We start from the raw sequence: 24,925 nt of genomic DNA on the forward strand, positions 1-24,925 counted from the left end.
GCTTGAATCCGGCGCCCACTGACGGCATTCAAGAAGGGTGAGCACTCCCAATGCCTCCTTCCCGGTCACCCCGGACGGTGCCCCGGCGGACACCTCCCCGGACGCCCTGTTCACGGCCTTCCGCGAGGGGTCCAAGAAGAAGTCCAACCGCTTCACCTTCACCTGGTTCGTGGCCGCCGCGGTGCCAGTGGTGCTCGCCCTGGGCTTCTTCGGCCTTTGGCGTGCCAACGGAACGTCCTTCTCCGTCGTGACGCCGCACGGCATCAAGGTGGTGCGCGCGGGGATGACGACCCAGGAGGTGGGGGGCCTGCTGGGCCACCCGCTCACGCTCCAGAAGAAGGGCGAGCAGGACTGCTACCGCTACGGGCGGCCCAACTTCGTGAACGAGGTCTTCGTCGTGTACTCGGTCTGCTACGAGCAGGGACAGGTGCGTGACGTGCTCACGCACCAGTACTCGGCCTGGCAGATCGACCCCGCGACGGGGGCCTTCATCGCCCCCGGTCAGCAGCCGCCCGCGCCCAAGAACCCGGCGGGGTAGCCGCTCCCGGCGCCTTAAGCGAGCCCCGCCTCGGCGCCCTCGAAGGTCACCCGGGCCTGCGTCATCACGTGCTCCACGGCGAGCAGGTGCCACGCGACGTCCATCATCTGCGCGGAGGCGGCCGGGTCCAGCATGGACTCGCGCAGCTGCGCCTCGGTGATGCCGAAGGGCTCCGAGGACTCCTTGAGCAGCTCCAGCGCGTACTGCGGCGTGAGCTGGAGCTTGTCCCGCTGCGCGATGGCGCGCAGCACCAGGGCAATCTTGAGGCGGCGCTCCACGTCGTCGCGGATGCCCGGGTGGTGCAGCCAGCCGTCCAGCGCCTCCTGCTGCTCCTCCAGGCTGAAGAACTTCTGGGCCAGGATCTCGCCCTCCGCCTGGTGCCAGCGGCGGCGGATCTCCTCGTCCACCAGCGGCTTGGGCACGGAGACGTCGGCGCGGGCGATGATCTCGTCCAGCACGCGGTTGCGCGCGTCCACCCAGAGCATGTCGGCCATTTCGTTCTCCATCTCCTCCACGATGGAGCTCATGACCTCTTCATGCGTGGAGCCGCGGCCCAACTGCTGGAGGAACGCGTCCGACTCCGTGTCGGGCATGCGCACCTCGCGCGCGGCGCGCACGTCCACCAGGAAGCGCGCCGGCATGCCGCGCAGCTGCTCCGCCGGGTAGTTGTCCGGCAGCACCAGCCCCACCTCCACGCTGTCACCCACGCTGGCCTCCGCGATGACCTCCGCGAAGCCGGGCAGCATCACCTGGGGGGCCAGCTCCATCCAGTAACCCATGCGAGTGCTCAGCGGGATGAGGCGGCCGTTGGCGTAGCCCAGGATGTCCAGCCGCACGTCGTCGCCCATGGCCAGGGCTTCGCCTTCCGCGCGCTCGCGGACCTGCGCCTTCGCGCGGGCCAGCTCGTGGAAGCGCTCCAGCAGGTCCTCCTCCGTGAGGTCCTCGCCCTGGGGCACGCGGATGTGGAGGTTCTCCAGCGACGGGGCCTTCACCTGCGGCAGGTCCGCCTGGTGGCCCAGGCCGGGCGCCACGGGCAGCCGCTGCACCAACTGATGCACGGGAGCCTGCGGCGGGGCGGCGGGCGCTTCCGGGGGCTTGGGGCTGGCCGGGGACTTCGGAGTGGCGGCGGCGGACTTCGCCGGCTTCGCCGGGGCGGAAGACGGGCCGGGCGCCTTGGCGGCGGGGGCGGCGGGCTTCGCGGGAGGGTTCTTCTTCGTGGCCACCGGAGGGCCTCCTGGCAGGTAGCGACCGTGGTCCCAGAGGGGATTGAAACGTGCGCGTCTCACACGGCCACGGTTGCTACCAGAAAGGACCCCCCGGGGACATCCCCGGGCGTTCACCGCCCGGGGCCCTGCGTGACTTCAACGGCTCACCCGAACAGGCCGCCGACGAAGCTGGAGACCGCGGAGACGGCGGCGCCCACCTGGCTGACCACCGGGATGTTGGTGGCGGCGGCGATGGAGCCCACGGCGGTGATGACGCCCGTGACCTTCGCGGTGGTGCTGGCGTTCGGGTCGCGCAGGGTGGAGACCGCGTTCGCCGTGTCGAAGGCGGCGATGGCGATGTTCGCGCCCGGGGCGAAGCGGCCTGCGGCCTTGGCCAGGGTGCCCCCGGCGGCCTTGGCGGCGGCGGTCGCACCGGCCTTGGCGGCGGCCTTGCCACCCTCGGACAGCGCGGCCTTGGCGGCGGCGCGGGTCGCGGTGCCCGTGGCGGCCTTCAGGGCCACGCCGGACTCGCTGACGGCGGTCTTCAGGGCGGAGCGCACGCCGCTCTTGATGGCGGAGGAAGCGCCACCCTCGAAGGCGGCCTTGGCGGCGGCACCGGCGGCGGCGCGGGCCAGCTTGGGGCCGGCGCCCGGGACCGCGGCCTTGAAGGCGCCGCTGGCGGCCTTGTACGCGCTGCCGAACTTGTTCACGTCGCGGGCAATCTCCAGGCCGCCCTTGACGGTGCTGACCGCGGTCTTGCCGGCGGTGGCGACGGAGCCCAGCGCCTTGTTCCAGTCCTCGCTGCTGCCGGAGCGCACGGCGTTGCGCACGTCGGAGATGGCCGTGCCGGCCTGGCCCACCAGCTTGGTGGCGTTGGTGATGGTGCCGAAGGCCTTGCCCGCGATGCCCAGCTTGCCCTTGAGGTCGAGCTTGGTCTTCGGGTCCATGGCCTTGGAGACCATCTTGTCGACGTTGCCCTTCAACGTGGCCTTGAAGCCGTCCGTCTTCAGGCTCTTCACGTTGTCGAAGCCGTCCTTCACGGCCGTCTTCACCTTCGTGAAGGTGTCGTAGCCCTTCTTCGCCTGCGTCCCGATGTCCTTCGCCGCCTGGATGGGGTTCTGCTGCACCTGGCGGATGGTGTTGGAGACGGCACTGCGGGCGCGGTCGATGAGGCTCATGTGGGGCTCCCTCGTCGGAGTTCGAGGAAAGGATTTGGAAGGGCTGCGGACGACTTGCGGGGATTATCGCATCGGCCGTCGATCAGTTGCGTAGCACCTCACATGTAGTGAGAAGGTGGGTGTGTGGCGCTGGTTGTGGCACGGTGCGTCAGCGGCCGGCCTCGGCCGGGACCCACTCCGTGACGCGGAGGGTGTAGCGGATGGGGGTGTCCCGGTCCGGCCGGGCCATGCCGTCCACCACCACCAGCACCGACTGCCCCTGGGCCAGGGTGAGCTTCAGCGCCGGGGCATCCTTTGTCGTAGGATGTGGGTTCGCGGCGCAGCCCAGCTCCGTGCCCCGGCAGCCGGTGAGGAGGTACAGGGCGTGGCCGCCCGCGTCCGGGTCGTCGCCGGGCGAGGTGTCGAAGACGAAGGTGCCGGCCTTCGGCGCCGTCCACAGGTGGGCGCGGTCCTGCTGGAGCAGCGCGCCGCAGGTGCCCTGGAAGCCGTCGCCGGAGAGGGCCGTCTCGCCCTGGAAGGTGAGGGGCAGGGCGCTGCCCAGGTCGTGGTGGGCGCAGCCCTGGCCCTTGCAGCGGGGCTCGTCGCGGCACTCGGTGTCCGCGCAGTCCACCCAGCGGTCTCCGTCGTTGTCCATGCCGTCGAAGCAGGCGCCGGCCTCGGTGGCGCGCAACTCGTCGATGTGCAGCTCGAAGGCGCCCTGCGTGAAGGACCCGCCGGCCACGGCGTCCACCGTCACCAGGACCCGCTGGCCCTGCGTCAGCGCCACCGCCACCCGGGACCCGCCGCCGTAGCTGATGCCGCCCGTGGCGCACGCCAGCTCCTCGCCGCCGCAGCCGTCCGCGTACACGGCGATGACGGACCGGATTGCCGAGCGGGCCGTGTCGAAGGTGAAGGTGCCCGCGCGGGGTGCCGTCCACAGGTAGCCCCGGTCCGGCGCGCCCGCGCCTCCGCACGAGGCGGCGTGGTCATCCCGGGCCTCCACGGTGGAGCCCTTCAGTGACACCGGCAGCGCGCTGCCCAGGTCCCGGTCCACGCACACGGGCTCCGGGGGCGCGCAGACGTTGGGCACGCCCGTGCCTCCGCAGGTCTCCGGCGCCGCGCACGCGCCGCAGTCGAGCGTGCCACCGCAGCCATCCGCCACCGCGCCGCACGTCGCGCCCAGGAATCCGCAGGTGGCCGGCCGGCACCCGGGGACCGCGCAGACGTTGGGGACGCCGCCCGCGCCGCAGGTGAGCCCCTCGCCGCAGGCGCCGCAGTCGAGCGTGCCACCGCAGCCGTCCGAGACCTGGCCGCAGTCCTTGCCCAGGGCCTCGCAGGTGGACGGCGTGCACGCGGCCTTGCCACAGACGTTGGGCGTGCCCGCGCCGCCGCAGCTCTGGGACGCGAGGCAGCCTCCGCACTCCAGCACCGCGCCGCAGCCGTCCGACACGCGGCCGCAGTTCGCGCCCAGGGCCGCGCAGGTCGTGGGCACGCAGGTGCCGGCGCCGCAGACATTGGCCTCACCCGCGCCGCCGCACGTCGCGTCGGCCTCGCAGGCGCCGCACTCCAGGACGCCGCCGCAGCCGTCCAGCACCTCGCCGCAGCTCTTCCCCAATGCGGCGCAGGTGGCCGCCTGGCACAGCGGGGCCGCGCAGACGTTGGCCACGCCGCCCGCGCCGCAGGTGAGCCCCTCGCCGCAGGCGCCGCACTCCAGGACGCCGCCGCAGCCGTCGGACACGGCGCCGCAGTTCTTGCCCAGCGCCTCGCAGGTGGTGGGGACGCACGGCGCGCGGCCGCACACGTTGGCGGTGCCGCCTCCGCCGCACGTCTCGTCCGGCCCGCACGCGCCGCAGTCGAGCACGCCGCCGCAGCCGTCCGCGACCTGGCCGCAGTTCTTGCCCGCGGCCTCGCAGGTGGTGGGGACGCAGGCCGGGGGGCCACAGGCGTTGGGCACGCCGGCGCCGCCGCAGACCTCCGGGGTCGCGCACGTGCCGCAGTCGAGCACGCCGCCGCAGCCGTCCGAGAGCGGCCCGCAGGTGGCGCCCCGCGCCTCGCAGGTGCTGGGGACGCAGGGCCGGGGGCCGCAGACGTTGGGCATGCCGCCCCCGCCGCAGGCCTCGTCCTCGGAGCACTCGCCACAGTGGAGCGTGCCGCCGCACCCGTTGATGGCGTAGCCGCAGTTGAGCCCCTGGGACTCACACGTCATGGGCACGCAGGTGGACGGGGGCCTCCAGGCCATCCTGGCGGAAGCCGTGTCCTCCGGCAGCGTCTGGCCGCACGCCGCCCACAGCCCCAGAAGCAGCACCCAGCCTGGCCAAACACCCGTCCGCCCCATGCCCCGTTCCCGCCGCCCGTGAAGGCCCCACCCGCCATGGACCTGGGGACAAGGGTGGGGAGCGGTCGGGTCCTCGCGAAGCGGCGGCAAGCCCCGATGCGTCTCCAGCGGTCGGAAAGGCGTCACTGTCCCACCCCGCCCGACGGGAAGGCGCGCACTGGTGGACATCCGCCGGGCCAGGGAGGGGGGTGGGCGCGAGGGAGGCAGGGCCCCACCGTGAGGGGACGCGGAGGCGCGAACGGACACGTGCGTCCAGCGGGAAGGGGAGGCATGGCGGCAGGTCCCAGGCGTGCGCGGCAGGAGGAGGGGTGGGGGCTCGCGGCGAGCCTCCTGGTGGCGCTCGTCCTGCTGGTCCTGGCCGTGGTGGCGCTGCTCCTGACGCGCGCCTCCGTGCGGTCGCGGGTGATGGAGCGCTCGCTGGACCTGCAGGAGGTGGGGCTGCTGGGGCGGGCCTTCAGCGACAAGGTGTCCCTGGCCAACAGCGCGCTGCTGGCGGGCGGGCAGTCGCTCTCCCGGGACACGGCGCAGGCACGGCGGCGCTTCCTGGACGCCGCGGAACGCCTGGCCGCGCGGCTGGACATGCCCGAGGACGAGGAGCTGGTGTGGGAGGTGCGCGCCGCGGAGCAGGTGCATGAAGCGGCCCTGCGCGCGCTCATGGACACCCCGACACCCCAGGATCAGAAGCTGGCGCGCGAGCGGCTCGCCCGGGCCCATGGGCGGGTGCGCGAGGCGCAGGCCCAGTTGGAGCGCAAGGTGCAGGAGCGGCTGGCCGTGGAGAACCAGTCCTCGGTGCGGGTGGACCGGTGGGAGACGGCGCTCTTGCTGCTGGCCTCCCTGCTGGGGCTGGCGGTGGCGGGGGTGCTGGCGTGGGTGCTCCACCGCCGGCTCCACCCGCTCCGGCGCGAGGCCGCGGCCAGCGCGCACCGCTTCCAGGCGCTGGTGGAGGGCGTGCGCGACTACGCCCTGGTGCTGCTGGACACTCGCGGGCGGGTGGCCAGCTGGAACCCGGGCGCCGAGCGCATCAAGGGCTGGAGCGAGGCGGAGATCCAGGGCCGGCCCATCTCCGTCTTCTACACGTCCGAGGACGCGGCGGCGGGCAGGCCGGAGCGGGACCTGTCCCGGGCCCTCCAGGAGGGGCGGCTGCGCACGGAGGGCTGGCGGCAGCGCAAGGACGGCTCGCGCTTCTGGGCGGAGGTGTCCATCACCGCGCTGCGCGACGAGGACGGCGAGCCCCAGGGCTTCTCCGTGGTGACGCGCGACATCACCGAGCAGCGGCGCCAGGAGCGGGTGCAGGAGCTGCTCGCGGAGGCCGGCCGCGTCTTCCACCAGTCCCTGGACCCCGACCTGACGGCGGCGGAGGTGGCGCGGCTGCTGGTGCCGGAGGTGGCGGACGGCTGCATCCTCTACCTCCTCACGCCCGCGGGTGAGCTGCGGCCCCGCGCGGTGACGCACGTGCAGCCCGAACGCGAGGCGAGCCTGTGGGAGGCCCTGCGGCGCTTTCCGCCCCGCTCGGGCATGCCGTCGGTCGTCTGGGAGGTGATGCGCACCGGACGCTCGCGGATGGACGTGGAGGTGGAGATGGACGACCTGGCCGCCTATGCGGAGACCGACGAGCACCGGCTGCTCATGGAGCGCGTGGCCATTGGCTCCTCCATGGTGGTGCCCCTGCGCGCGGGCAGCGACACGCTGGGCGCCTTCGTGCTGCTGACGGCCCGGGGCCACCGCCGCTTCACGCAGGCGGACCAGGTGCTGGTGGAGGAGCTGGCCGGCCGCGCGGCGCTGGCCCTGGAGAACACGCGGCTTCTGCGCGAGGCGCGCGAGGCGGTGGACCTCATCGCCGTCACCGCGCACGACCTGGGCAATCCCTTGCAAGCACTGCAATTGCTGCTCAGCAAGGTGCAGCGCTCGCAGGCGGCCGGCCGCGACGAGGAGGTGCGTCAGGGATTGGTGGTGGCGCGCGGGCAGGCGCAGCGGCTGGGCCAGCTGCTCCACAACCTGTTGGATTTGTCCCGGCTGTCCTCCGGCAAGCGGCTCCTGGACGCGGCGCCCATGGACCTGGGAGAGCTGGCGCGCGAGGTGGTGGAGCGCTTCGCGGACGCCGCCGCGGAGGCGGGCTGCGACCTGCGGCTGCAGGTGGAGGAGGGGCAGGTGGGCCAGTGGGACCGCATCCGGCTGGACCGGGTGGTGACCAACCTCCTGTCCAACGCGCTGAAGTTCGGCCGGGGCCACCCGGTGACGGTGTCGGTCTGCGCGTTGGACGCGGAGCACTCCCGGCTGCGGGTGCGCGACGAGGGCGTGGGCATCGCGCCGGAGGCCCAGCGCCGCGTCTTCGAGCGCTTCGAGCGGGAGCGCGCCGCGCGGACGAAGGCCGGCTACGGGCTGGGGCTCTACATCGCCCGCCAGTTGGTGGAGGCGCACGGCGGCGTCATCCGCCTGGAGAGCATGCCGGGGCGGGGCGCCACCTTCACGGTGGACCTGCCGCGCGTGCCCCGGCTGATGGAGGAGACGTCCGTGGCGGAGTCGCCTCCCATCCATCAGTGACGCGAAGCTAGAGGTGCAGCGAGGGCACGGGGGCGACGAGGCCGGGCTGGATGGGGAAGTCCGAGGGCAGCTTCTCGCGCTCCTCCAGCCGCTCGAACTCCAGCGAGTCGTGCGCGCAGAACACCGTCACCTGTTCACCGTGGCGCTGCACCAATTCGCGCAGCCGGCGCATGTTGTACCAGCGCATCCACCCGTCCTTCTGCATCAGCTTCTGGTAGGCGCGCAGGCCGGCGGTGCACCGGTAGCGGTCCAGGTCCATCTCGCCGTGGTAGAAGTACGCGTCGCCCGCGTGCAGCAGCCACCCCTCCCCGGTGTCGATGGCCACGCCCGCGTGCCCCAGCGTGTGGCCCACGAGCGGCACCAGCAGGATTTCAGGCGGCAGCCCGGTGAGCTCGCGCACGCAGTCGAAGCCGAACCAGCCCTCGCCCCGGTTCGGGACGTACGTCTCCCAGCGCGTCTCCTTGGACCACTGCTGCGGGCGGAAGCGCGCGCGGTCCAGCCAGGTCTTCTGCGCGGTGGCCACGCGGTACTCGTCCGCCAGCACGTGCACGCGCGCGTGGGGGAAGTCATCCAGGCCGCCTGCATGGTCGAAGTCCAGGTGCGTGAGGACGATGTCGCGCACGTCGCTGGCCTGGAAGCCCATGCGCTCCAGTTGGCGGATGGCGGTGGACTCCTCCGCCAGGGCGGGGCGGCAGAGCATGTCGCGGAACAGGCCATTGAGCCGCACGCGCGGCGCGTACACGTCATTGAGGCCGAAGCCGGTGTCCACCAGCACCAGGCCGCGCGGCGTCTCCAACGCCAGACAGTGGCAGGTGAGCGCCGCCGGGCCGGTGAAGCCGCGCCGTCCGTCCATGAGCCGCCCGCCGGGCGGGCACATCGTGGTGCAGTTCAGGTGGTGGATGCGCATGGCGGCTCCCGCTCCTCGTGAAAGGCGGCGGCCGTCCAGCGGCGGATGAACCGACGCGGGAAGCCCCCTTTCCGTTCGTTCAGGGCAAAAGTGCGCCGTGGACTCCCTGGGAGGAATCACCGCGCCCGGGCAGGGCGGGGGCTCGCCCGCCCGGGGGGCGGCGGAACGCCGCTCAGGGGGCGGGAGACTGCCCGGCCGCCTCCCCCGCGAGCGATGGAGCCGACGTCAGCACCAGCGCCTCCACGTCAGCGACCGGCCGGTGCTCGACGCCCCGGGGGACGATGAGCAGCTCGCCCTCCTCCAGGTCCACGGCGCGCTCGCGCAACTCCACCCGCAGGGTGCCCCGGGTGACGAAGAACAGGGCATCGCCGGTGGTGTGACGGCACCAGGGGCCGGTGCCCGTCAGCCGCACCAGGTGCACGGGCTGGCCATGGAGCATGCCCACGGGCCGGGCAATGCCAGGCGCCGGCAGGTCGGTGGAGGCGTGGGCCAGGTTCACCTTCTCCACGCGAGGAAGGGACGCGGAGGCCTGCGCGGGGGGACGGCGGCGCGAATCCCAGCGAGGGGGGCGGCCACCGGCGAGGGGTGGGGTCCGGAGAATCGTGCTCATGCGACAGGGACTCCTTCAGGGGGGACGCGGTCCCACCCCCTCATGGGTTGTCTTGCTTTCTGCCAGAGACAGGGCCTGTGTTTCACCCCCTGCCACGGGGGCCGGTCCGGTATCCGACGGATGGCGCCGGTAAGATAGGGATTGCTCCGCCGGCATGCCGGAAGCCTGATGTCCAATGACGGAGAACCCACCGTGCGGTGACGAACGGCGGCCCTGGGGGGCGACATCGTCCCGGGCCGCAAGGTGTTCCGGGACCAGGCCGGGGCTCAACACGCTGCACCTGGCCGGAGACAACAGGCTGCGGGGAATCGTCGTGGAGCCGGTGCACGTGTACCGCGACACCTTCGAACTGCTGGGCATGCTGAGCTTCTGAAGGCCATCCGGCGCATGCTGGAGGAGCACCTGTCGTCAGCCCCTGCGCGTGGCCCGGTAGGCCTGGGCGGGATGCTTGGGGTTATCGGGGTGAGTCCGTTCGAGGAGACCCTCGTCGACCATGGCCTTGAGATGCCGCTCCGTCAGCTTGTCAGGACTGTAATGCAGCGTCCTGGCAAGCTCCGTGGGGGACCACGGTCGGAGCGAAGCGAGTGCCACGATGGCTTCGCGCAGGGCTGCTTTCCTGGGTCGGACGCCTATCTTTTCGATGATTTCACGCGTCTTCGCGTCGATTTCCTTGCGGTCCGGAACTCCCCCCAATCCGTCCGGAACTCCCCCCAATCCGTCCGGAACTCCCCCCAATCCGTCCGGAACTCCCCCCAATCCGTCCGGAACTCCCCCCAATCCGTCCGGAACTCCCCCCAGAACGGGCGCGAGCTCCCCCCAATCCGCTGACAGCTCCCCCCGATCCGCGGTCAGGGTCTGTCCCACATTCACCCGCAGCGTGACGACCACAGCGCCCGTGATTTCAGCGAACTCAGGGACGGAGAGCCCGGCGGCACGGCACATCTCGGCGACGCGGTTCGTGCCTCGACCCCATTTCTCGATGAGTCCGGCGCGGTGGAAGACCTCCGCAATGATGGGATTGCGCTGCACCGACAGATGCGGCCGTGTGAGCGATTCAGGCGTGATGCCTTTCGGATATCGCCCCGCGCTCCATATCTCCACGCGGTCGTCGAAGATGGCGAGCGACACCGCGCCACCCGCGATACTGTAGTCACGGTGGATGAAGGCGTTGACCAGGAGCTCGCGCATCGCATCCGGTGGGATGAGCGGACGGTCGACACGCTGCAGGCGGCCCGGTTCGATGCGGCCGGCCAACGGGAAATGCCGCTGACAGAACAGCTCGGCTTCCTCGAGCAGCCGGAAAGCCGGTCCGCGCACGTTGCGTTGGTCGAGGAACTCGGTCTTGTCGGTGCCTCGAAATCGGGCCATCCGTAGCTCGCATTGGGGATGGTGGGGAAGGAACGTCTTGCCAAAGAGCACGACCGCCGCGCGCAAGAGCCTGCCCTTGTGGCGTACGCCAAGGCGATCAAGCAACTCGGGCAGGCTCCGTCCCACCGGTCCCACGAGACGCCCCGCTGATCGCGCCGCCTCGACGATGCGCAGCACCTCCTGACGGTCGAGCTCCTGGAGCGGAACCTCATCGGCCTCCTGGTTCTCCCAGCGACGGCGGCTGTGCGCGCGTTCCAGCAACAGCAGCTCATAGCGCTCCTGCGCCATCTTGCGTGTCGTGTTGCCCACCCGCTCATAGGCGCGGCCGTCGAAGGTGTATGGCACGGAATCGCTGATACCGCCCACGGTGAGCACGAGCACGCTCCGCCCGGAAGCGACCTCCACGCTCTGGATGTGGAGGTCCAGCGGAGGCTCGAAGCGCTCCCGCGCGGTCGCGATGTCATGCAGGGTCTGTTCGCTCACCTGCTGGCCGATGAGCTCTCCGCCAGGCTTCACGCCCAGCAGTACCTGGCCGCCCTGTCCGTTCGCGAAGGCGCAGAGCGTGTGCATCGCTTCGCGCAATTCACCGCTCGAGCGTTTCAGCTCCAATGTGGCGGATTCACCGCTGGCGGCGAGGCGGGCGAGGTCTGGGATCATGGCGGGCCCGCCTCTGCACCATCCGGGCCCGCCATGTCCGGCGCTGTTCCCTCCGGACCGGCGCCTCTCCCGAGCGTGAGGCGTCCGGACCCGGACCCTGCGTTCACGCAGGGAGACGGTGCGCCGCCGTCCGCCGGCTACAAGCAGTCGACCAGGCCGTCGTAGAGGGTCGTGCTGGTGCCGGGCAGCGTGGCGTAGAGGGGCGAGGTCCCGGAGAGCGCCGTCAGCAGCGAGGTGATGGGGGTGCCGCTGGCCAGCGGGCTCTGGCAGGTCCAGGTCTGCGTCTGCACGGAGATTTCACCCGTGGACGGGTTGAGCTCCTCGTTGCTCGCGGCGAACACCCAGACGCACTGGCCAATGACACCCGTCGCGCTGTTCACGGAACACTGGAAGCGCAGTGACTGGATGTTGCTGTAGTCGCCCTCGCAGAACGTGTCCCCACAGATGTCGTCGAAGTTGTCCCTCAGGTTCGAGCGCAGCTCCAGCCACGACAGGTACTCCGGCTGGGACGACAGGTAGGACGTGGCATCGACATAGCTGGACCGGGGCCGCGCCTCGCCTGGCGGAGCGGACAGGACCCATCCCAGCATCGACAGCGCCAGCCACGAACGGATGTTCATCACGGAGCACCTTCCTGGAAATGACCGCCCCACGGACGGAACAGTCACCCGCAAGGCCATCCGGGTTTGACAAGAAGTTCAAGCAAACCTTCTTTCACAAAGATTTCACGGTGATGTCTGATGAGCGCCTTCCCCTCGCAAGGAAAGGCCGGTTCCCCATGCGGTCATCGCTGCGCCGTCTTCCCTCTGTCCTGAAGTTCACGGCGGTCACTACCGCCCTGACGTTGCTTTCCGCCTGCGGTGAGGGCGTGCTGGAAGAAGAGGAGCTGTTCGCGCAGGGCCGGCAGGCGCTGTTGAACGGCGTGGGTTCGTCCGCGGCGCGGGCGGCGCTGACGAAGCGGTGGGCGCCCATCCACTACCAGGATGTGGACGTCACGGGCTCGCACTCGCTCAGCGGCAGGTCCGACTTCATCACCCGCGTGGACTTCGACGGGGACTGGAGCGGGACGAACAACTGGGACAACACCGGCTCGCGAGCGCTCACCGCGCACGCCTACCAGTCGGTGGTGGAGACCTCCACGCACTGGTACCTGCTCTACACGTTCTTCCACCCTCGGGACTGGTCCGACTCCATCTTCGACACCGAGCACGAGAACGACGGCGAGGGCGTGCTGCTCATCGTGAAGCGCGACGGCAGTGAGTACGGCTCGCTCGTGGGCGCGGTGACGGTGGCGCACAAGGACTTCTTCTCGTTCGTGCCGTCGGGCAGTCCGCTCGGGTCGGGGACGGAGTCCATGGACGGCACGCTGTCCATGGCCTCCTTCGAGGGCGAGCTCCACCCCATCACCGCGCAGGAGGCCAAGGGCCATGGCCTCAAGGCGTGGCCGTACTACGACATCAATGGAGACGGCGTGAAGTACTACCCGTCGCTCACGCTGGCGGAGCAGCCGTCGTCCGCCACGGATCCGGACGTGCGCTACAAGCTGCTCGACATCTACAGCCCCACGGAGGGCCTGTGGACGCGCCGCGACCTGAGCTCGCTGTTCTCCTCCGATGGCACGTTCCGGGGCGATACCAGCGGCGGCTGCGGGCTGGTGGCGGGCAACTGCGGCACCAACTCCGCGAACGCGCCCTGGGGCTGGGACGACCAGAACGACGGCCCCATCCTGCGTGGAGAAATCGCCAAGGACCCGGCGAAGCTGGCCGCGTACTACTTCAGCCCGTCGTCGCAGTTCTCCACGACGTACACGTTCAATCCCTTCCAGAACATCGGCGATCCCAACCAGCCTTGAGCTGGCAGGGCCCGCTCCTTCGCCGAAGGAGCGGGCTCGCATGTCCCGGCTCAGCGCACCCAGTTCACGTTGCTGTACGCCTTCGCGCCGTCCGCCCGCTCCGTGTTCGTCAGCGGCGCGTAGACGCGCGTGCTGATGGTGTTGGCGGCGGTGTCCACCTCCACGAGCCGCGTCGGATTGGTGGTGCCGTCGTGGAACGTGTTGAGCATCTGGTAGATGGTGTTGCCGTTCACGCCGGTGTCGGTGCGGTAGGCGGCGTTGCCCACGTGGCCGGAGAAGACGAAGCGCACGTTGGCGTACTGCTTGATGAGGTTGTCGAAGACGTACTGGGGGCTGTTGTTGCCGTAGCCGCCGTTCGACTGCTCGATGCCGCCGCTGCCGTTCAGGTGTGAGTGGGTGATGATGATGACGTTGTGCTGGGGGAACTGGGCCAGCACGGTCTTCGCCCAGTTCACGGCGTTCGTGCGGGCCCACAGCTCCAGGTTCAACACCAGCCAGTTCAGGCCGCCGGCGTTGAACGTGTGGTAGGCGTTGTCACACTTGCCGGACTCGAACACGCCGCCCAGGGCCTTGAAGCGGGACAGCGGGAAGTAGGTGTTGAAGGTGGTGGTGTTGCGCAGGTTGGCGTTGACGTTGCCGGGGCACGCGCTGCCGCCCTGGCACACGGCCGCCGTGTCGTGGTTGCCCAGGGCGATGGCGTAGGGAATCTGGGCGGTGTCGAGCACCTGATACGAATCACTGGCGCGCTGGTAGTGGATGTGGTCGGGCGTGTCCCAGTCCATCAGGTCGCCGGTGTGCAGCACGAAGCGGATGTCCTGGGCCGTCTTGTTGTCGGCGATCCACTGCATGCGGTGGGTGAGCCGGGTGGGGGCGTAGACCGTCTCCTGCTGCGTGTCGGGGATGACGACGAAGGTGAACTTCGTGTCCACGGTGCTGGGCGCGGCGTAGAACTTGATGCCCTCGTTGGTCCAGCCCGAGGCGGTGAGCGCATCGCGCTCCGCCTGGGTGACGGCGTGGCGGTGTTTCTTCAGGCCCGGGTTGTCGAAGCGGTAGACGGGCACGAGGCACGTGTCCGCCGTCTTGGACGCATAGAAGCCCACGCCCTCGTCGGTGGTGAAGCCGGAGGCGATGAGGTTCGAGCGCTCGGTGGCGTCGATGGTGACGATGTGTTCACCCCGGCTGGGGCTGTAGAGCCGGTAGACGGGGGACAGGCCGGTGCCGGTGGAGCTCGCGGCCTTGAAGGGCGTGCCCCGGTCGTCGGTATAGCCGTAGGTGGTGGCCGCGTTGGCGGCCTCGTTCGCGTTGAGGGTGAGGAGGCTGTCGCCCGTGGACGGACGCACCCGGTGATACACGGGCTTGCTGAGCGCGGCGCAGTCCAGCGCCGCCGTGGTGCTGCCCAGATGCTGGGGTTCAGGCGCCTCGCCAGGACCGCAGGCGGACAGCACGCCGGCCAGGGCCAGGGCCGCGAGGAGGGAAGAAGGCTTCAAGATGTGCTCCCAGTGAAGTCAAGATGTTCAACTTAAAAATGAATTGCTGGGATGCGCATAGCATTGGAGGAAGGGCGGGAGAAGGCACCTGTCGAGGAGTGTCGCGAGTGTCACAGGGGCGTGGTGCGCACGGTCGCGAAGAAGGGGCGCAGCTGGACCTAGGGCTCGGGTTCATGCTGCGGGACGGATACGGGCGGTGGTGCCGCGCGCATGAGGCTTCCGGGGACTGTCTGTCGTTGCTGGAGGATGGGGCGGGTTTCGGTGAGCTGGACCGGCTGACGCTCGCGGTGGGCATGTCGCTGGACCCGTTGCGCGCGAGCATCGGCGCCGCGCTGCGGGACACGCTGAACCCGGAGTTCTTCGTGTCCGTGGTCTCGGGAGCGATTGCGTCCTGGGTGGTGCTGGCCGCGGCACCAGAGCCTGTGTTCACCAAGGCCGCTGCGGTGATTGCCGCCGTGTTCCTGGCCTACGTGGGCGTGCAGTCGTTCCTTGCGGTGGTCCGTGCGTGCGGGGCGCTGAAGGATGCGACGGACAGGGCGCGGACGTTCCAGGAACTGGAGGAGGCAGCGGAGGTCTTCGCTCAGGCACTGGGACGGGAGGTGGCGCGCGTCTATGCCGGCCCACGTCGCCCTGGCCGCGGACGTCCAGGCGCGCCTCCAGGACGCGGGGCTGCTCAGGCCCCTGCGCCCCTGGGGCACCTGAGCCCCTCAGTCCGGGTAGAACATCGGGTCGCGCGTCGCCACGAACGACGAGATGGCGTGCGCCACCTCCGGCGGCAGCGTGGTGAACTGCACGCCCACGCCCGGCATCAGGTCCGGCGTGCGGTCGTTGCCGTCGCGCGCCCAGCGCACCACGCCATTCACCGTCAGCGGCCGGCCTCCCGGCAGCGTGAAGTCCAGCTCCACCGGCGTGCCGCGCGGCACCGCCTCCACCGTGGCGATGAAGATGCCGCCCTCGCTGATGTCCATCGAGAAGCCGGTGAAGAAGTTGGAATCACTGCGCGTGTCGATGGTCGTGTGCATCCGCACCCGGCCCGCCTTGCGCGCGTCGCTCTTCGCCGGAGTGGCGGCCACGGGCGCGCGCGCCGGGAGCCGCTCCGCGCGCGTCGGCGCCTCGGTCGACAGCTTCTCCTGGGACGGCCGCAGGCCCGGGGGAGGGACGACCTTCTGGGTCTCCGCCTCCGCCGCGCGGCGGGCCTTCGCCTCGGCCTCCGCGCGGGCCCTGGCGGCCTCCTCCACGCGCTTCAGGTCGGACTCGGCGGACGTCAGCGCCTTCTCCACCCGGGCGGCGTCCTCCTGCTGCACGCGCAGCGCGGACTGGAGGTCCAGCCCGGCCTGGCGGCGCGTGTCCAGCGCGGCCTCGCGCGCGTCCAGGGCCTTCTCCCGCAGCCGTGAGAGCTCCGGGGACGGCTCGGGGGACTCGGTGTCCTCCAGGCGCATGGCCCACTGGGACAGGCGCGAGTCCCCGGCATGCTCCGGCCGGGCCAGGGCCTGGCGCATGCGGACCAGCCGCTCGCTCAACGCGGCGGCATCAGCGGCGGCGCGAGCCACCTGTTCGGCGAGCTGCGCTTCCAGCCGGGCCATGTCGGCTTCGGCGCGAGCGAGTTCGACTTCCCGGGAAGGAGTGGGGGACGGGGGCATGGGTGGGGCTCCAGGCTGGCGCCCACTCTAGCGCCGCCCGGCCTCCCCCACGAGTCCCCCTTCCAGGGATACCCCGTCAGTCCGCGCCCTTGATGCAGGCCACCGGCTTGAGGCGGTGGGCCACCCGGGCGAGTCCGGCCTGCTCCACCGTCTCCAGGACGTCGTCCAGGTTCTTGTAGCAGGGCCCGGACTCGTCCAGCGGCGTGGTGCGGGTGTTGAGCAGGATGCCGGCCTCCGCCATGCGCCGGTCCGTCTCCTCCTGCTGGAGCTGCCGGCGCGCCGCGGCGCGGGACAGCCGCCGGCCGGAGCCGTGGTTCACCGAGTAGATGGACTTCTCCGCCCCCGGCTCCGCGAAGAGGATGGCGCTGCCCGTCTCCATGGAACCCGGGATGAGGATGGGGTGCCCGGTGGCCTCCCACGTCGTCCCCTTGAGGGCCGGGTGTCCGGCGGGGAAGGCCCGCGTGGCGCCCTTGCGTGCGACGAACTTGCCGCCCTCGCGCTGGATGAGGTTGTGGCTGATCTCGTAGTAGATGTTCGCGGTGCCGCCGAACACGTCCTCGAGCGCCCCGCACACGGCCTCGCCGATGAGCAGCCGGTTGGCCACGGCGAAGTTGGCCGCCATGTTGTGCAGGTTCCAGTAGCTGCGGCCCAGGGCGCTGTCCGCGTCCAGCCAGACGAAGTCCTCGCTGCGGCTCTTGAGGCCCAGCTGCGCGGCGCCCGCCACGAAGAAGTGCTTGGCGATGTTCCAGCCGAAGCCCCGGCTGCCGGTGTGGAGCATCACCCAGACGCGGCCGGTCTCATCCACCTGCATCTCGGTGAAGTGGTTGCCACCGCCCAGGCTGCCCAACTGCCCGCGCTTGTCGAAAGCGCGCTCAGGAATGGACACACCGGTGTCCTCCACGGGGATGAAGTCGCGCTCGGTGACCGAGCGGCTCCGGCCCAGGGCCTTGGCGCCATGACGGAGCACTTCCTTGAGGGTGGGCTCGCTGAGCCGGCGCTGCTTGCGCGCCCGGGTGGCGCCCACGCCCACGGCGATGCGGTCGGTCACCTCGTCGATCCACTGGCGGCGCTTCGCGGGGTCGGCGACGTCCTCCACGGTGAGGGAGGTCTGGAGCTGCACCATGCCGCAGCCGATGTCGTAGCCGGCGGCGGTGGGCAGCAGGGTGCCGTCCGTCTCCACGATGGTGCCGATGGGGACGCCATAGCCCACGTGACAGTCGGGCGTGACGGCGACGCGGGTGACGCCGGGGAAGGTGGCGGCGTTGACGACCTGATCGAAGACGGCGTCTTCCAGCGGGGGGGCTTCCGGATTGCCTTCCTCCCCCCAGAGGAGCTTGTCGGAGAGGAACAGGTCCGCGTGCACGCGCATGGTCTTGGTGCGCGGCAGGACGTAGTGGCCCTCGGAGACCTTTTCCAGGTGTTGCTTCCAGCTCATGGTGAATCCCCCAGGTGGGTGAACCCGCGGCAGGGACGAAGCCCTCCCTCATCCCTGACGGTGCCGGTTTCCGGACACACGATTGGCTGCCTGCCTGGCGTGCGTCGAGAGGAAACCCCGTGAGGTGGACGGAGGGAACGGCCGGGAGTGCACGGAGCGGCATTCAGACAAGCCTGGGGGTTGCGGCAGCCGATCGGCATTCCCATTTCTGCAGCGTGCATCAAGGGGGTGGGCGATGGGGTTTTTGACGGGGATGGTGCTGGCGGTGGCGTTGCAGGCGGGGCCGGTGGAGATGAGCGCGGCTCCGGTGTTCAATCCCTCGCTGTGCGCCAAGAAGCGCGTGGATCCATGCGGGTGCCATCACGTGTACGGCATCCGGCACTGCCATCAGAACCGGAAGAGCAATCACTGCGAGGCGCAGGTCCGCGCCTACCAGCCGGACGTGGAGCAAGAGACGGCGGAGGCCACGAATCCGCTCCAGAGCCTCATCGACCCGGCGAAGTCCGTGTCCATGTAGGACGGAGCGGTTCCTGAGCGCAGTGGAATCACCGGGCGTCCTTCCCTGAAGAGGGGAGGGCGCCACGGTGCGTTGTGGGGACGGCTATCCCGGGTCCGGGTCCAGGGACCAGGTGCCTTCGTCCCAGCGCTTCAGTGCTTCCGAAGCTTCGAAGGGAACGAGTCCCTGACCCTTCGGGATGGTGAGTCGACGGAACGCGGCTCAACCACGAAGGCAGGCGGGAAACCCTATCCAAACTCAATGCGCGGCGGCGGGTTCTCCAGGGAGCTCCTCGGAACGGCTCACCTCGAGCTCGCTCTCCGAGCGGATGATGACCCAGCGTGCCTGCGGCGACACGCGCAGGGCCACCACGTTGGGAGCCAGGCGGCGCATCTCCGGCTTGTAGGGCATCACCGCGGACGGAGGCGGCGCCGGTGGGGCCGCGGGCGCGCGATTCATCAGCGCGAGGACCTTCACCGTGGGGCGCTCAGGTGTCGGAGCAGGCGGTCCGCTCGGAGAACTCCTGGGCAGCGCGGGCAGACCCAGCGGCACGGCCGGCAGGACCTTCTGGGGCACGTTCCTACCCACCGTGACGGGCGTGATGCGTGGAGGCGTATTCCCTCCCGGCGGATCTCCGAAGGCGGACACCGACACGATGACCTTCGGCAACGGCGCGGCCTCCGGCGCACCCGCCGCCACCTGCGACATGGAGCGCGACATCGTCTCCGTCGCTGAATCCCGCGCCGGCGTGGTGGGACGCGGATGGGGCAGCACCGCCTGCCGCCCTGGCCCCGGCATCGCGCTGGGGGTCCCACGGACGCTCACCGGCGTGATGGACGGCGGCACGTTGCGCATCCGCCCGGGCGGCGGCGTCGGCGGTGGCAGCCGGTCGAAACGGTAGAGCTCCTCGTCCTCCAGCGCCGTCGGCGTCACCGCGCCTTGGCCCATCCGCGCCAACTCCTGCTGCAACGTCGGGTCGCGCGGATCCAACTCCAGCGCGGCCTTCAGGGCGCCTCGCGCGCGGGACTCGCAACCCAGTGACAACAGCACCTGCGCGGCCTTGCGGTACGCGGCAATCGCTTGCTCCTTCTGCCCCGCGCGGCGGCAGGCCTCCGCCAGCCGGACGCGCACATTCGCGTCGCGTGGCAGCAGCTTCGCGAGCTGCGCGTACGTTTCCACGCACTGCGCATACCTCCCCCGCTGGTACAGCGCATGGGCGACTTCCTTCAACTCCCGCAGCTTCAACGACTCGCGTTCGCTCATGGGGGTCTCCGCGTCGGTGCCGCTCGCTTGAGCTAGCAGGCGACGTGCCGCGCCCCCGTGACGTGCGCTCGCGTTCACTGGCGCGCGCCCACCGCGCCCCCAGGCTGGAAACCCTGTCCTCCACCCGGCGGACCCCAAGGCAATCCACCGTGCCCCTGTTCACGCTGTTCGCTGAAGGACCCGGCAGGAACCCTGTAGAAATGGGAACCACGCTGTAACAAGGTCAGTGGCCGCAGCGCGGGGGCTCTCAGGAGACGTCGGATGCCCACGCATGGGACATTGGGGCAGCTCCGGACTCCCCGGAGTCACCCGGAGGTCGCATCCATGGCTTCACGCATCATGGCCCTGACGTTGGGAACCCTGCTGCTCAGCGCCCTGCCCGCGGGGGCCAGGGAGCCCGCCGCTCGCGCCGGGGACTCGAAGGAGCTTCCTGCCGCGGACGAGACGCTCACCCTGAAGAAGGGCGCGAAGAAGGTCCTCACGGTGCCGGGGATGAGCCGCGTGGCGCTGGGCGACCCGTCCGTCGCGGACGTGAAGACGACCGGAGCGGACGGCGTGGAGGTCTCCGCGCTGGCGAAGGGGACGACCACGCTCATCATCTGGGGCGGTGACGGCAAACGCCGCACGTACCGCATCGTGGTGGACGGCTAGCTCACGGCTCCGACAGCAGGAACAGCGCGTGCGAGCTGGCGATGGGCCGCGTGCGGTCGTCCTGCCAGGTCTCCACGCGCACGTTGGCCACGCGCCGTCCCTGCCGCGTGATGAACGCCTTCGCGAAGGTGTCCTGCGCCTTGCCCGAGCGCAGGAAGTCCACCGTGGTGGAGATGACCTTGGGCACGCGCTCGGTGTCCGTCTGGAGCAGCAACTCGAAGATGGCGCTCGACTCCAGGAGCGCCCCCAGCGTGCCGCCGTGCAGCGCGGGCAGGATGCTGTTGCCAATGAGGTGCGGCGCGTAGCGCATGCGGCAGAGCATCTCGCCGGCCAAGTTCTCCACGCCAATGCCCATGAAGCGCGTGTAGGGGATGGCGTCCGTGAGGCGGTGGTACTCGCGCGACTGGCGCACCAGGCGCACCAGGTCCGCGAGGGGAAGCGAAGGCGTGCTCATCAGCTCTCCACCCGCATGAAGGTGCCCTGTGATGAAGCCACCGGCGTCGCCGGGTCGCCCTGGTGCACCCGCGCGCGCACGAAGGCGACCATGCGGGTGACCTTGTAGCACTCGGCCTGCGCGGTCAGCGGCAGGCCCGGACGCGCGGGGCGCAGGTAGTCGATTCGCAGGTCCAGCGTGACGATGGCCGCGAACGCGTTCAGCGCCGCCATCACCGCCGTGCCGCTCGCCGCGTCGATGAGCGTGGTCACCGCGCCGCCCGCCACCACCCCCGTCTCCGGGTTGCCGACGAGCACGTCCGCGTAGGGCATCACCACCGTCGCGTCCGTGGCCCCCACCGCGTCCAGCCGCAGCCGGAGCGCGTGGTTGTGGGGCACCGCCTCGGTGAACAGCACGGAGAGCTGCTCGCGCCGCTTCTCCGGATCCGTGGGGAGACTGAAGTCCGACATGGGCTGGATGCAGTAGCAGATTCGGACCGCGCCGGGGGAACGCACCGCGGCACGCCGCGCCCAGGAACACGCCTGCCCGTCCGCGAGTTCACGGGCGCCCTGTGAGGGCATGCATCCTGGCAGGATGCCGCGCCCCGCGTCTTCCCCGAGGACACTTCCGGTGAACCGACCCCTCTCCTCCCTCTGCTTCGCACTGCTCGTCCCAGGCATGCTCCTGGCGGCGCAGCCCCTGCCCAAGCCCGCGAGTGCACCCGAGCCCGCACCCCCAGGGCAGGGTGAAGCGCCTCCGCAGGAACCGCCCAAGCCGCCCGCGCCCAAGGACACCGCGCGCGAGGCCGCCCGGGCGAGCGAGGGCGACGGCGGCACCCTGGCCCCCGTCGCCACGCCGGAAGCACCCGACGCGAAGAAGGACGAGTGGAAGGTGGACGCGCCCCCGGGCGTGGCCAGCAGCCAGGTCCCCATCGACGTGCGCGAGGGCACGTGGATGAACGTGGACGTGAGCCCGCGCGGGGACGAAATCCTCTTCGACCTCCTGGGGGACATCTACGCGCTGCCCATCGCGGGCGGCGAGGCGCGCGCGCTGACGTCCGGCGCCGCGTGGGACATGCAGCCGCGCTACAGCCCGGACGGGAAGTCCATCGCGTTCACCAGCGACCGGGGCGGCGGGGACAACGTCTGGGTGATGGACCGCGACGGCAAGAACCCGCGCGCGGTGACGCAGGAGAAGTTCCGCCTGCTCAACAGCCCGGCATGGAGCCCGGACGGGCAGTTCCTGGTGGCGCGCAAGCACTTCACCGGCCGGCGCTCGCTGGGCGCGGGCGAGGTGTGGATGTACCACCGCGCGGGCGGTGAAGGCGTGAAGCTCACCGAGCGCGCCAACGACCAGAAGGACCTGGGCGAGCCCGCGTTCTCCCCGGACGGCCGCTACGTCTACTTCAGCCAGGACGTCACGCCGGGGAAGTCCTTCGAGTACGACAAGGATCCGAACAAGGAGCTCTACGCCATCCAGCGGCTGGACCTGGACACGAAGGAGGTGGAGCCCTTCGTCACCGGCCCGGGCGGCTCCATCCGGCCCACGCCGTCGCGGGACGGCAAGCAGCTGGCGTTCGTGCGGCGCGTGCGCGGCAAGAGCGTGCTGTACGTGGCGGACGTGAAGTCCGGGGCGGAGCGGCCGCTGCATGACCGGCTCGACCGGGACATGCAGGAGACGTGGGCCATCCACGGTGTGTCCCCGGTGATGGCGTGGACGCCGGACAACAAGTCCCTGGTGTTCTGGGCGGGCGGGACGCTGCACCGCATCGACGTGGCGACGAAGAAGGTGTCGCCCATCCCCTTCCACGTGAAGGGCACGCGCACGGTGTTCGCGGCGGTGAAGGGCACGCGGCCCGTGGCGCCGGACCGCTTCGACGTGAAGATGCTGCGCTGGATGCAGGTGTCACCGGATGGCAAGAGGCTGGTGTACCAGGCGCTGGGCAAGCTGTACGTGAAGGACCTGCCGTCGGGGCAGCCCCGGCGGCTGACGCGGCAGAACGAGCACCTGGAGTTCCATCCGTCGTTCTCCCGGGACGGGCGCTCCATCGTCTACACGACGTGGGACGACGACGCGCTGGGCGCGGTGCGCGTGGTGGCGGCCACGGGCGGCGAGGGCCGCGTGGTGACGACGCAGCCGGGCTTCTACGTGGAGCCCGCGCTCAGCCCGGATGGCAGGTGGGTGGTGTACCGGACGACGGGCGACGGCTACCTGATGCCGGGCACGTGGAGCCGGGAGACGGGGCTGTTCGTGGTGCCGTCCACCGGTGGGGGCGTGGCGAAGAAGCTGACGCGGGACGGGGAGCAGCCGCACTTCGGCGCGAAGTCGGACCGCGTGTACTTCCTGCACGTGGAGTCCAAGGACGTGGAGGACGTGCGCACGCTGCGCAGCATCGGCCTGGATGGCGGCGAGCCGCGCACGCACCTGACGAGCGGGGGCGCGCTGGAGATGCGCGTGTCGCCGGATGACCGGTGGGTGGCCTTCCGCGAGGACTTCAACGCCTACGTGACGCCCTTCGTGCGCGGCGCGAAGGAGGCGCGGGTGGGGCCGTCCACCAAGGCGATGCCGGTGACGCAGGTGAGCCGTGACGCGGGCGAGTACCTGCACTGGTCCGGCACGGACGCGCGGCTGTCGCTGCACTGGGCGCTGGGGCCCAGGCTCTACACGCGGGCGCTGAAGGACGCGTTCACGTTCATGGACGGCTCTCCCAAGACGCTGCCGCCGCCGGAGGCGGACGGGGTGGAGGTGGCGTTCTCCCAGAAGTCGGACGTGCCGGAGGGGACGCTGGCGCTGGTGGGCGGGCGCATCGTCACGATGAAGGGCGAGCAGGTGGTGGAGGAGGGCGTGGTGGTGGTGAAGGGCAACCGCATCGTGGCGCTGGGCCCGGTGGGGAAGGTGAACGTGCCCGCGTCCGCGAAAATCGTGGACGTGAAGGGCAAGACGCTGATGCCGGGCCTGGTGGACGTGCACTGGCACGGGGCCATGGGCGTGGATGGGCTGATGCCGGAGCAGAGCTGGGTGCAGGCGGCGTCGCTGGCGTTCGGGGTGACGACGCTGCACGACCCGTCCAACCACTCGGAGACCATCTTCGCCGCCAGCGAGCTGGGCAAGGCGGGGATGCTCACGTCGCCGCGCATCTTCTCCACGGGCACCATCCTGTACGGCGCGGCGAGCGCGGACGCGCACGTGGAGATCGACACGCTGGACGACGCGCGCCGGCACCTGCGGCGGATGAAGGCGTTGGGCGCGTTCAGCGTGAAGAGCTACAACCAGCCCCGGCGCGACCAGCGGCAGAAGGTGCTCCAGGCGGCGCGTGAGCTGGACATGCTGGTGGTGCCCGAGGGCGGCTCGCTGCTCCAGCACAACCTGACCATGGTGGTGGATGGGCACACGGGGCTGGAGCACTCGCTGCCGGTGGCGCGCATCTACGACGACGTGCGCCAGCTCTGGAAGGGCACGCAGGTGGACTACACGCCGACGCTGGGCGTGGCCTACGGCGGGCTCATGGGGGAGAACTACTGGTACCAGAAGACGAACGTCTGGGAGGACACGCGTCTCTTGTCGTTCGTGCCCCGGCGCGTGGTGGACGGGCGTTCGCGTCGCCGCGTGATGATTCCGGACGAGGAGTTCAACCACCAGAACGTGGCGCGCGTGGCGAAGGAGCTGAACGACCTGGGCGTGAGCGTGCAACTGGGCGCGCACGGTCAGCGTGAAGGCCTGGCGGCGCACTGGGAGCTGGCGATGTTCGTGCAGGGCGGCATGTCGCCGATGCAGGCCTTGCGCGCGGGCACGCTCAACGGCGCGCGCCACCTGGGCATGGACAAGGACCTGGGCTCGCTGGAGGTGGGGAAGCTGGCGGACCTGGTGGTGCTGGACAAGAACCCGCTGGAGGACATCTCCAACAGCCGCACGGTGCGCTACACGATGGTGAACGGCCGGCTGTACGACGCGAACACGCTGAACGAAGTGGGCACGCGGCAGCGCACGCGCGCGAAGTTCTACTTCGAGAAGGACGGCAACGAGGGCTGGAGCCCCCGCGCCACCACGCACGCCACGGAGCAGGTCTGCGATTAGGCGTCGTCCTGATGTTGATTGGAGCGCTCGCGGGCTGCGCAGGCGGCCCGCGGCAGCTCCGTCAATCCCTGGGCCCGGGGCCGGGCCCGGGGTGTGTCAGCACGGTGGATTGCCAATGCAAGAGCGGCTCGGCGGCGGCGTGCGAGACGGTGGAGGCGATGAAGCCGCCCCGGCCCCGAAAGCCGAACCCGTTGCCTCCACCTGGGACGGCGGTGTGTCGACGCGGGTGGGGACGTCAGACCCGGACGCGTGAAGGGGGAAAGCGTGTGTGAGTCC

General features: G+C 70.6%; 20 protein-coding genes and 1 pseudogene. 8 read left to right on the forward strand and 13 right to left on the reverse strand.

Annotation, left to right across the window (positions count from 1 at the left end; all coding sequences use genetic code 11):
- The first annotated feature begins 37 nt into the window (after positions 1 to 37).
- Positions 38 to 538 (forward strand): hypothetical protein, encoded by a 501-nt coding sequence (locus tag ACX114_RS00260; RefSeq protein WP_459293532.1) that lies wholly within the window; start codon positions 38 to 40, stop codon positions 536 to 538.
- Between the two features lie 14 nt (positions 539 to 552).
- Here the strand turns inward: ACX114_RS00260 and ACX114_RS00265 are convergent, their stop codons facing one another.
- The 3 genes from ACX114_RS00265 to ACX114_RS00275 form a co-directional block, all read right to left on the reverse strand.
- Positions 553 to 1,761 carry a trigger factor gene (locus ACX114_RS00265; RefSeq protein WP_459293534.1) on the reverse strand — a complete coding sequence of 403 codons (1,209 nt, stop codon included), beginning with the start codon at positions 1,759 to 1,761 and terminating at the stop codon, positions 553 to 555.
- A gap of 146 nt (positions 1,762 to 1,907) precedes the next feature.
- Positions 1,908 to 2,921, reverse strand: a complete 1,014-nt coding sequence (locus ACX114_RS00270; protein ID WP_459293536.1) for a hypothetical protein — start codon at positions 2,919 to 2,921, stop codon at positions 1,908 to 1,910.
- Between the two features lie 148 nt (positions 2,922 to 3,069).
- The gene (locus ACX114_RS00275) at positions 3,070 to 5,235 is read right to left on the reverse strand and encodes a tryptophan synthase alpha chain (RefSeq protein ID WP_459293538.1); all 2,166 of its coding nucleotides are present in this window, start codon (positions 5,233 to 5,235) and stop codon (positions 3,070 to 3,072) included.
- A 270-nt stretch (positions 5,236 to 5,505) separates the two neighbouring features.
- Between ACX114_RS00275 and ACX114_RS00280 the strand changes: the two genes are divergently transcribed.
- On the forward strand, positions 5,506 to 7,776 hold the full coding sequence (locus ACX114_RS00280) for a sensor histidine kinase (protein ID WP_459293540.1): 2,271 nt from the start codon (positions 5,506 to 5,508) through the stop codon (positions 7,774 to 7,776).
- Positions 7,777 to 7,783: 7 nt separating this feature from the next.
- Here the strand turns inward: ACX114_RS00280 and ACX114_RS00285 are convergent, their stop codons facing one another.
- The 4 genes from ACX114_RS00285 to ACX114_RS00300 all read right to left on the reverse strand — a co-directional run bounded on the left by ACX114_RS00285 (position 7,784) and on the right by ACX114_RS00300 (position 11,938).
- Entirely contained in the window at positions 7,784 to 8,683 is a 900-nt protein-coding gene (locus tag ACX114_RS00285; protein WP_459293542.1) for an MBL fold metallo-hydrolase, read from the reverse strand.
- A 172-nt stretch (positions 8,684 to 8,855) separates the two neighbouring features.
- The gene (locus tag ACX114_RS00290; RefSeq protein ID WP_459293544.1) at positions 8,856 to 9,293 is read right to left on the reverse strand and encodes a cupin domain-containing protein; all 438 of its coding nucleotides are present in this window, start codon (positions 9,291 to 9,293) and stop codon (positions 8,856 to 8,858) included.
- Positions 9,294 to 9,701: 408 nt separating this feature from the next.
- On the reverse strand, positions 9,702 to 11,318 hold the full coding sequence (locus ACX114_RS00295) for an ATP-binding protein (protein WP_459293546.1): 1,617 nt from the start codon (positions 11,316 to 11,318) through the stop codon (positions 9,702 to 9,704).
- Between the two features lie 137 nt (positions 11,319 to 11,455).
- Positions 11,456 to 11,938: a hypothetical protein gene (locus ACX114_RS00300; protein ID WP_459300413.1), complete on the reverse strand. Its 483-nt coding sequence runs from the start codon at positions 11,936 to 11,938 to the stop codon at positions 11,456 to 11,458.
- Between the two features lie 158 nt (positions 11,939 to 12,096).
- Here ACX114_RS00300 and ACX114_RS00305 point away from each other — a divergent pair, with 158 nt between their 5' ends.
- Complete coding sequence (locus ACX114_RS00305; RefSeq protein WP_459293547.1) at positions 12,097 to 13,170, forward strand: hypothetical protein; 1,074 nt, start codon at positions 12,097 to 12,099, stop codon at positions 13,168 to 13,170.
- Positions 13,171 to 13,220: 50 nt separating this feature from the next.
- Here the strand turns inward: ACX114_RS00305 and ACX114_RS00310 are convergent, their stop codons facing one another.
- A complete protein-coding gene (locus ACX114_RS00310) occupies positions 13,221 to 14,657 on the reverse strand; it encodes a metallophosphoesterase (protein WP_459293548.1) in 1,437 nt (478 codons plus the stop codon).
- A gap of 120 nt (positions 14,658 to 14,777) precedes the next feature.
- Here ACX114_RS00310 and sitA5 point away from each other — a divergent pair.
- Both sitA5 and ACX114_RS00320 read left to right on the forward strand, forming a co-directional pair.
- Positions 14,778 to 15,271: pseudogene (gene sitA5, locus ACX114_RS00315) on the forward strand (SitA5 family polymorphic toxin); the annotation flags it as partial.
- Positions 15,270 to 15,359: an Imm52 family immunity protein gene (locus ACX114_RS00320; RefSeq protein ID WP_459293549.1), complete on the forward strand. Its 90-nt coding sequence runs from the start codon at positions 15,270 to 15,272 to the stop codon at positions 15,357 to 15,359. The pseudogene sitA5 and the gene ACX114_RS00320, both read left to right, overlap by 2 nt.
- Positions 15,360 to 15,364: 5 nt before the next feature.
- On the opposite strand, the gene ACX114_RS00325 is transcribed toward ACX114_RS00320, so the two are convergent.
- Both ACX114_RS00325 and ACX114_RS00330 read right to left on the reverse strand, forming a co-directional pair.
- Entirely contained in the window at positions 15,365 to 16,297 is a 933-nt protein-coding gene (locus ACX114_RS00325) for a TIGR02266 family protein (RefSeq protein WP_459293550.1), read from the reverse strand.
- A gap of 76 nt (positions 16,298 to 16,373) precedes the next feature.
- Positions 16,374 to 17,732 carry an RtcB family protein gene (locus ACX114_RS00330; RefSeq protein WP_459293552.1) on the reverse strand — a complete coding sequence of 453 codons (1,359 nt, stop codon included), beginning with the start codon at positions 17,730 to 17,732 and terminating at the stop codon, positions 16,374 to 16,376.
- 235 nt (positions 17,733 to 17,967) lie between these two features.
- Here ACX114_RS00330 and ACX114_RS00335 point away from each other — a divergent pair, with 235 nt between their 5' ends.
- Positions 17,968 to 18,249, forward strand: coding sequence for a hypothetical protein (locus ACX114_RS00335; RefSeq protein ID WP_459293554.1), 282 nt, complete (start codon positions 17,968 to 17,970; stop codon positions 18,247 to 18,249).
- Between the two features lie 237 nt (positions 18,250 to 18,486).
- On the opposite strand, the gene ACX114_RS00340 is transcribed toward ACX114_RS00335, so the two are convergent.
- Complete coding sequence (locus ACX114_RS00340; RefSeq protein ID WP_459293556.1) at positions 18,487 to 19,569, reverse strand: BTAD domain-containing putative transcriptional regulator; 1,083 nt, start codon at positions 19,567 to 19,569, stop codon at positions 18,487 to 18,489.
- Between the two features lie 246 nt (positions 19,570 to 19,815).
- Between ACX114_RS00340 and ACX114_RS00345 the strand changes: the two genes are divergently transcribed.
- On the forward strand, positions 19,816 to 20,142 hold the full coding sequence (locus ACX114_RS00345) for a pilus assembly protein N-terminal domain-containing protein (protein WP_459293558.1): 327 nt from the start codon (positions 19,816 to 19,818) through the stop codon (positions 20,140 to 20,142).
- 1 nt (position 20,143) lies between these two features.
- Here ACX114_RS00345 and ACX114_RS00350 read toward each other — a convergent pair whose 3' ends face one another.
- Positions 20,144 to 20,596 carry a PaaI family thioesterase gene (locus ACX114_RS00350; protein WP_459293560.1) on the reverse strand — a complete coding sequence of 151 codons (453 nt, stop codon included), beginning with the start codon at positions 20,594 to 20,596 and terminating at the stop codon, positions 20,144 to 20,146.
- Positions 20,596 to 21,045, reverse strand: a complete 450-nt coding sequence (locus tag ACX114_RS00355; RefSeq protein ID WP_459293562.1) for a PaaI family thioesterase — start codon at positions 21,043 to 21,045, stop codon at positions 20,596 to 20,598. Before ACX114_RS00355 ends, ACX114_RS00350 begins: the two co-directional genes overlap by 1 nt.
- Before the next feature lie 160 nt (positions 21,046 to 21,205).
- On the opposite strand from ACX114_RS00355, the gene ACX114_RS00360 reads away from it, so the two are divergent.
- Positions 21,206 to 24,649, forward strand: coding sequence for an amidohydrolase family protein (locus ACX114_RS00360; RefSeq protein WP_459293564.1), 3,444 nt, complete (start codon positions 21,206 to 21,208; stop codon positions 24,647 to 24,649).
- Positions 24,650 to 24,925 lie beyond the last annotated feature (276 nt).

Source organism: Corallococcus sp. M7 (genome assembly GCF_054512695.1).

Bases quoted from the DNA above. Each gene is read 5' to 3' on its own strand.
- ACX114_RS00270 (WP_459293536.1), bottom strand. From the start codon at position 2,921: ATGAGCCTCATCGACCGCGCCCGCAGTGCCGTCTCCAACACCATCCGC.
- ACX114_RS00275 (WP_459293538.1), bottom strand. From the start codon at position 5,235: ATGGGGCGGACGGGTGTTTGGCCAGGCTGGGTGCTGCTTCTGGGGCTG.
- ACX114_RS00280 (WP_459293540.1), top strand. From the start codon at position 5,506: ATGGCGGCAGGTCCCAGGCGTGCGCGGCAGGAGGAGGGGTGGGGGCTC.
- ACX114_RS00285 (WP_459293542.1), bottom strand. From the start codon at position 8,683: ATGCGCATCCACCACCTGAACTGCACCACGATGTGCCCGCCCGGCGGG.
- ACX114_RS00290 (WP_459293544.1), bottom strand. From the start codon at position 9,293: ATGAGCACGATTCTCCGGACCCCACCCCTCGCCGGTGGCCGCCCCCCT.
- ACX114_RS00295 (WP_459293546.1), bottom strand. From the start codon at position 11,318: ATGATCCCAGACCTCGCCCGCCTCGCCGCCAGCGGTGAATCCGCCACA.
- ACX114_RS00300 (WP_459300413.1), bottom strand. From the start codon at position 11,938: ATGAACATCCGTTCGTGGCTGGCGCTGTCGATGCTGGGATGGGTCCTG.
- ACX114_RS00305 (WP_459293547.1), top strand. From the start codon at position 12,097: ATGCGGTCATCGCTGCGCCGTCTTCCCTCTGTCCTGAAGTTCACGGCG.
- ACX114_RS00320 (WP_459293549.1), top strand. From the start codon at position 15,270: ATGCCGGCCCACGTCGCCCTGGCCGCGGACGTCCAGGCGCGCCTCCAG.
- ACX114_RS00325 (WP_459293550.1), bottom strand. From the start codon at position 16,297: ATGCCCCCGTCCCCCACTCCTTCCCGGGAAGTCGAACTCGCTCGCGCC.
- ACX114_RS00330 (WP_459293552.1), bottom strand. From the start codon at position 17,732: ATGAGCTGGAAGCAACACCTGGAAAAGGTCTCCGAGGGCCACTACGTC.
- ACX114_RS00335 (WP_459293554.1), top strand. From the start codon at position 17,968: ATGGGGTTTTTGACGGGGATGGTGCTGGCGGTGGCGTTGCAGGCGGGG.
- ACX114_RS00345 (WP_459293558.1), top strand. From the start codon at position 19,816: ATGGCTTCACGCATCATGGCCCTGACGTTGGGAACCCTGCTGCTCAGC.
- ACX114_RS00350 (WP_459293560.1), bottom strand. From the start codon at position 20,596: ATGAGCACGCCTTCGCTTCCCCTCGCGGACCTGGTGCGCCTGGTGCGC.
- ACX114_RS00355 (WP_459293562.1), bottom strand. From the start codon at position 21,045: ATGTCGGACTTCAGTCTCCCCACGGATCCGGAGAAGCGGCGCGAGCAG.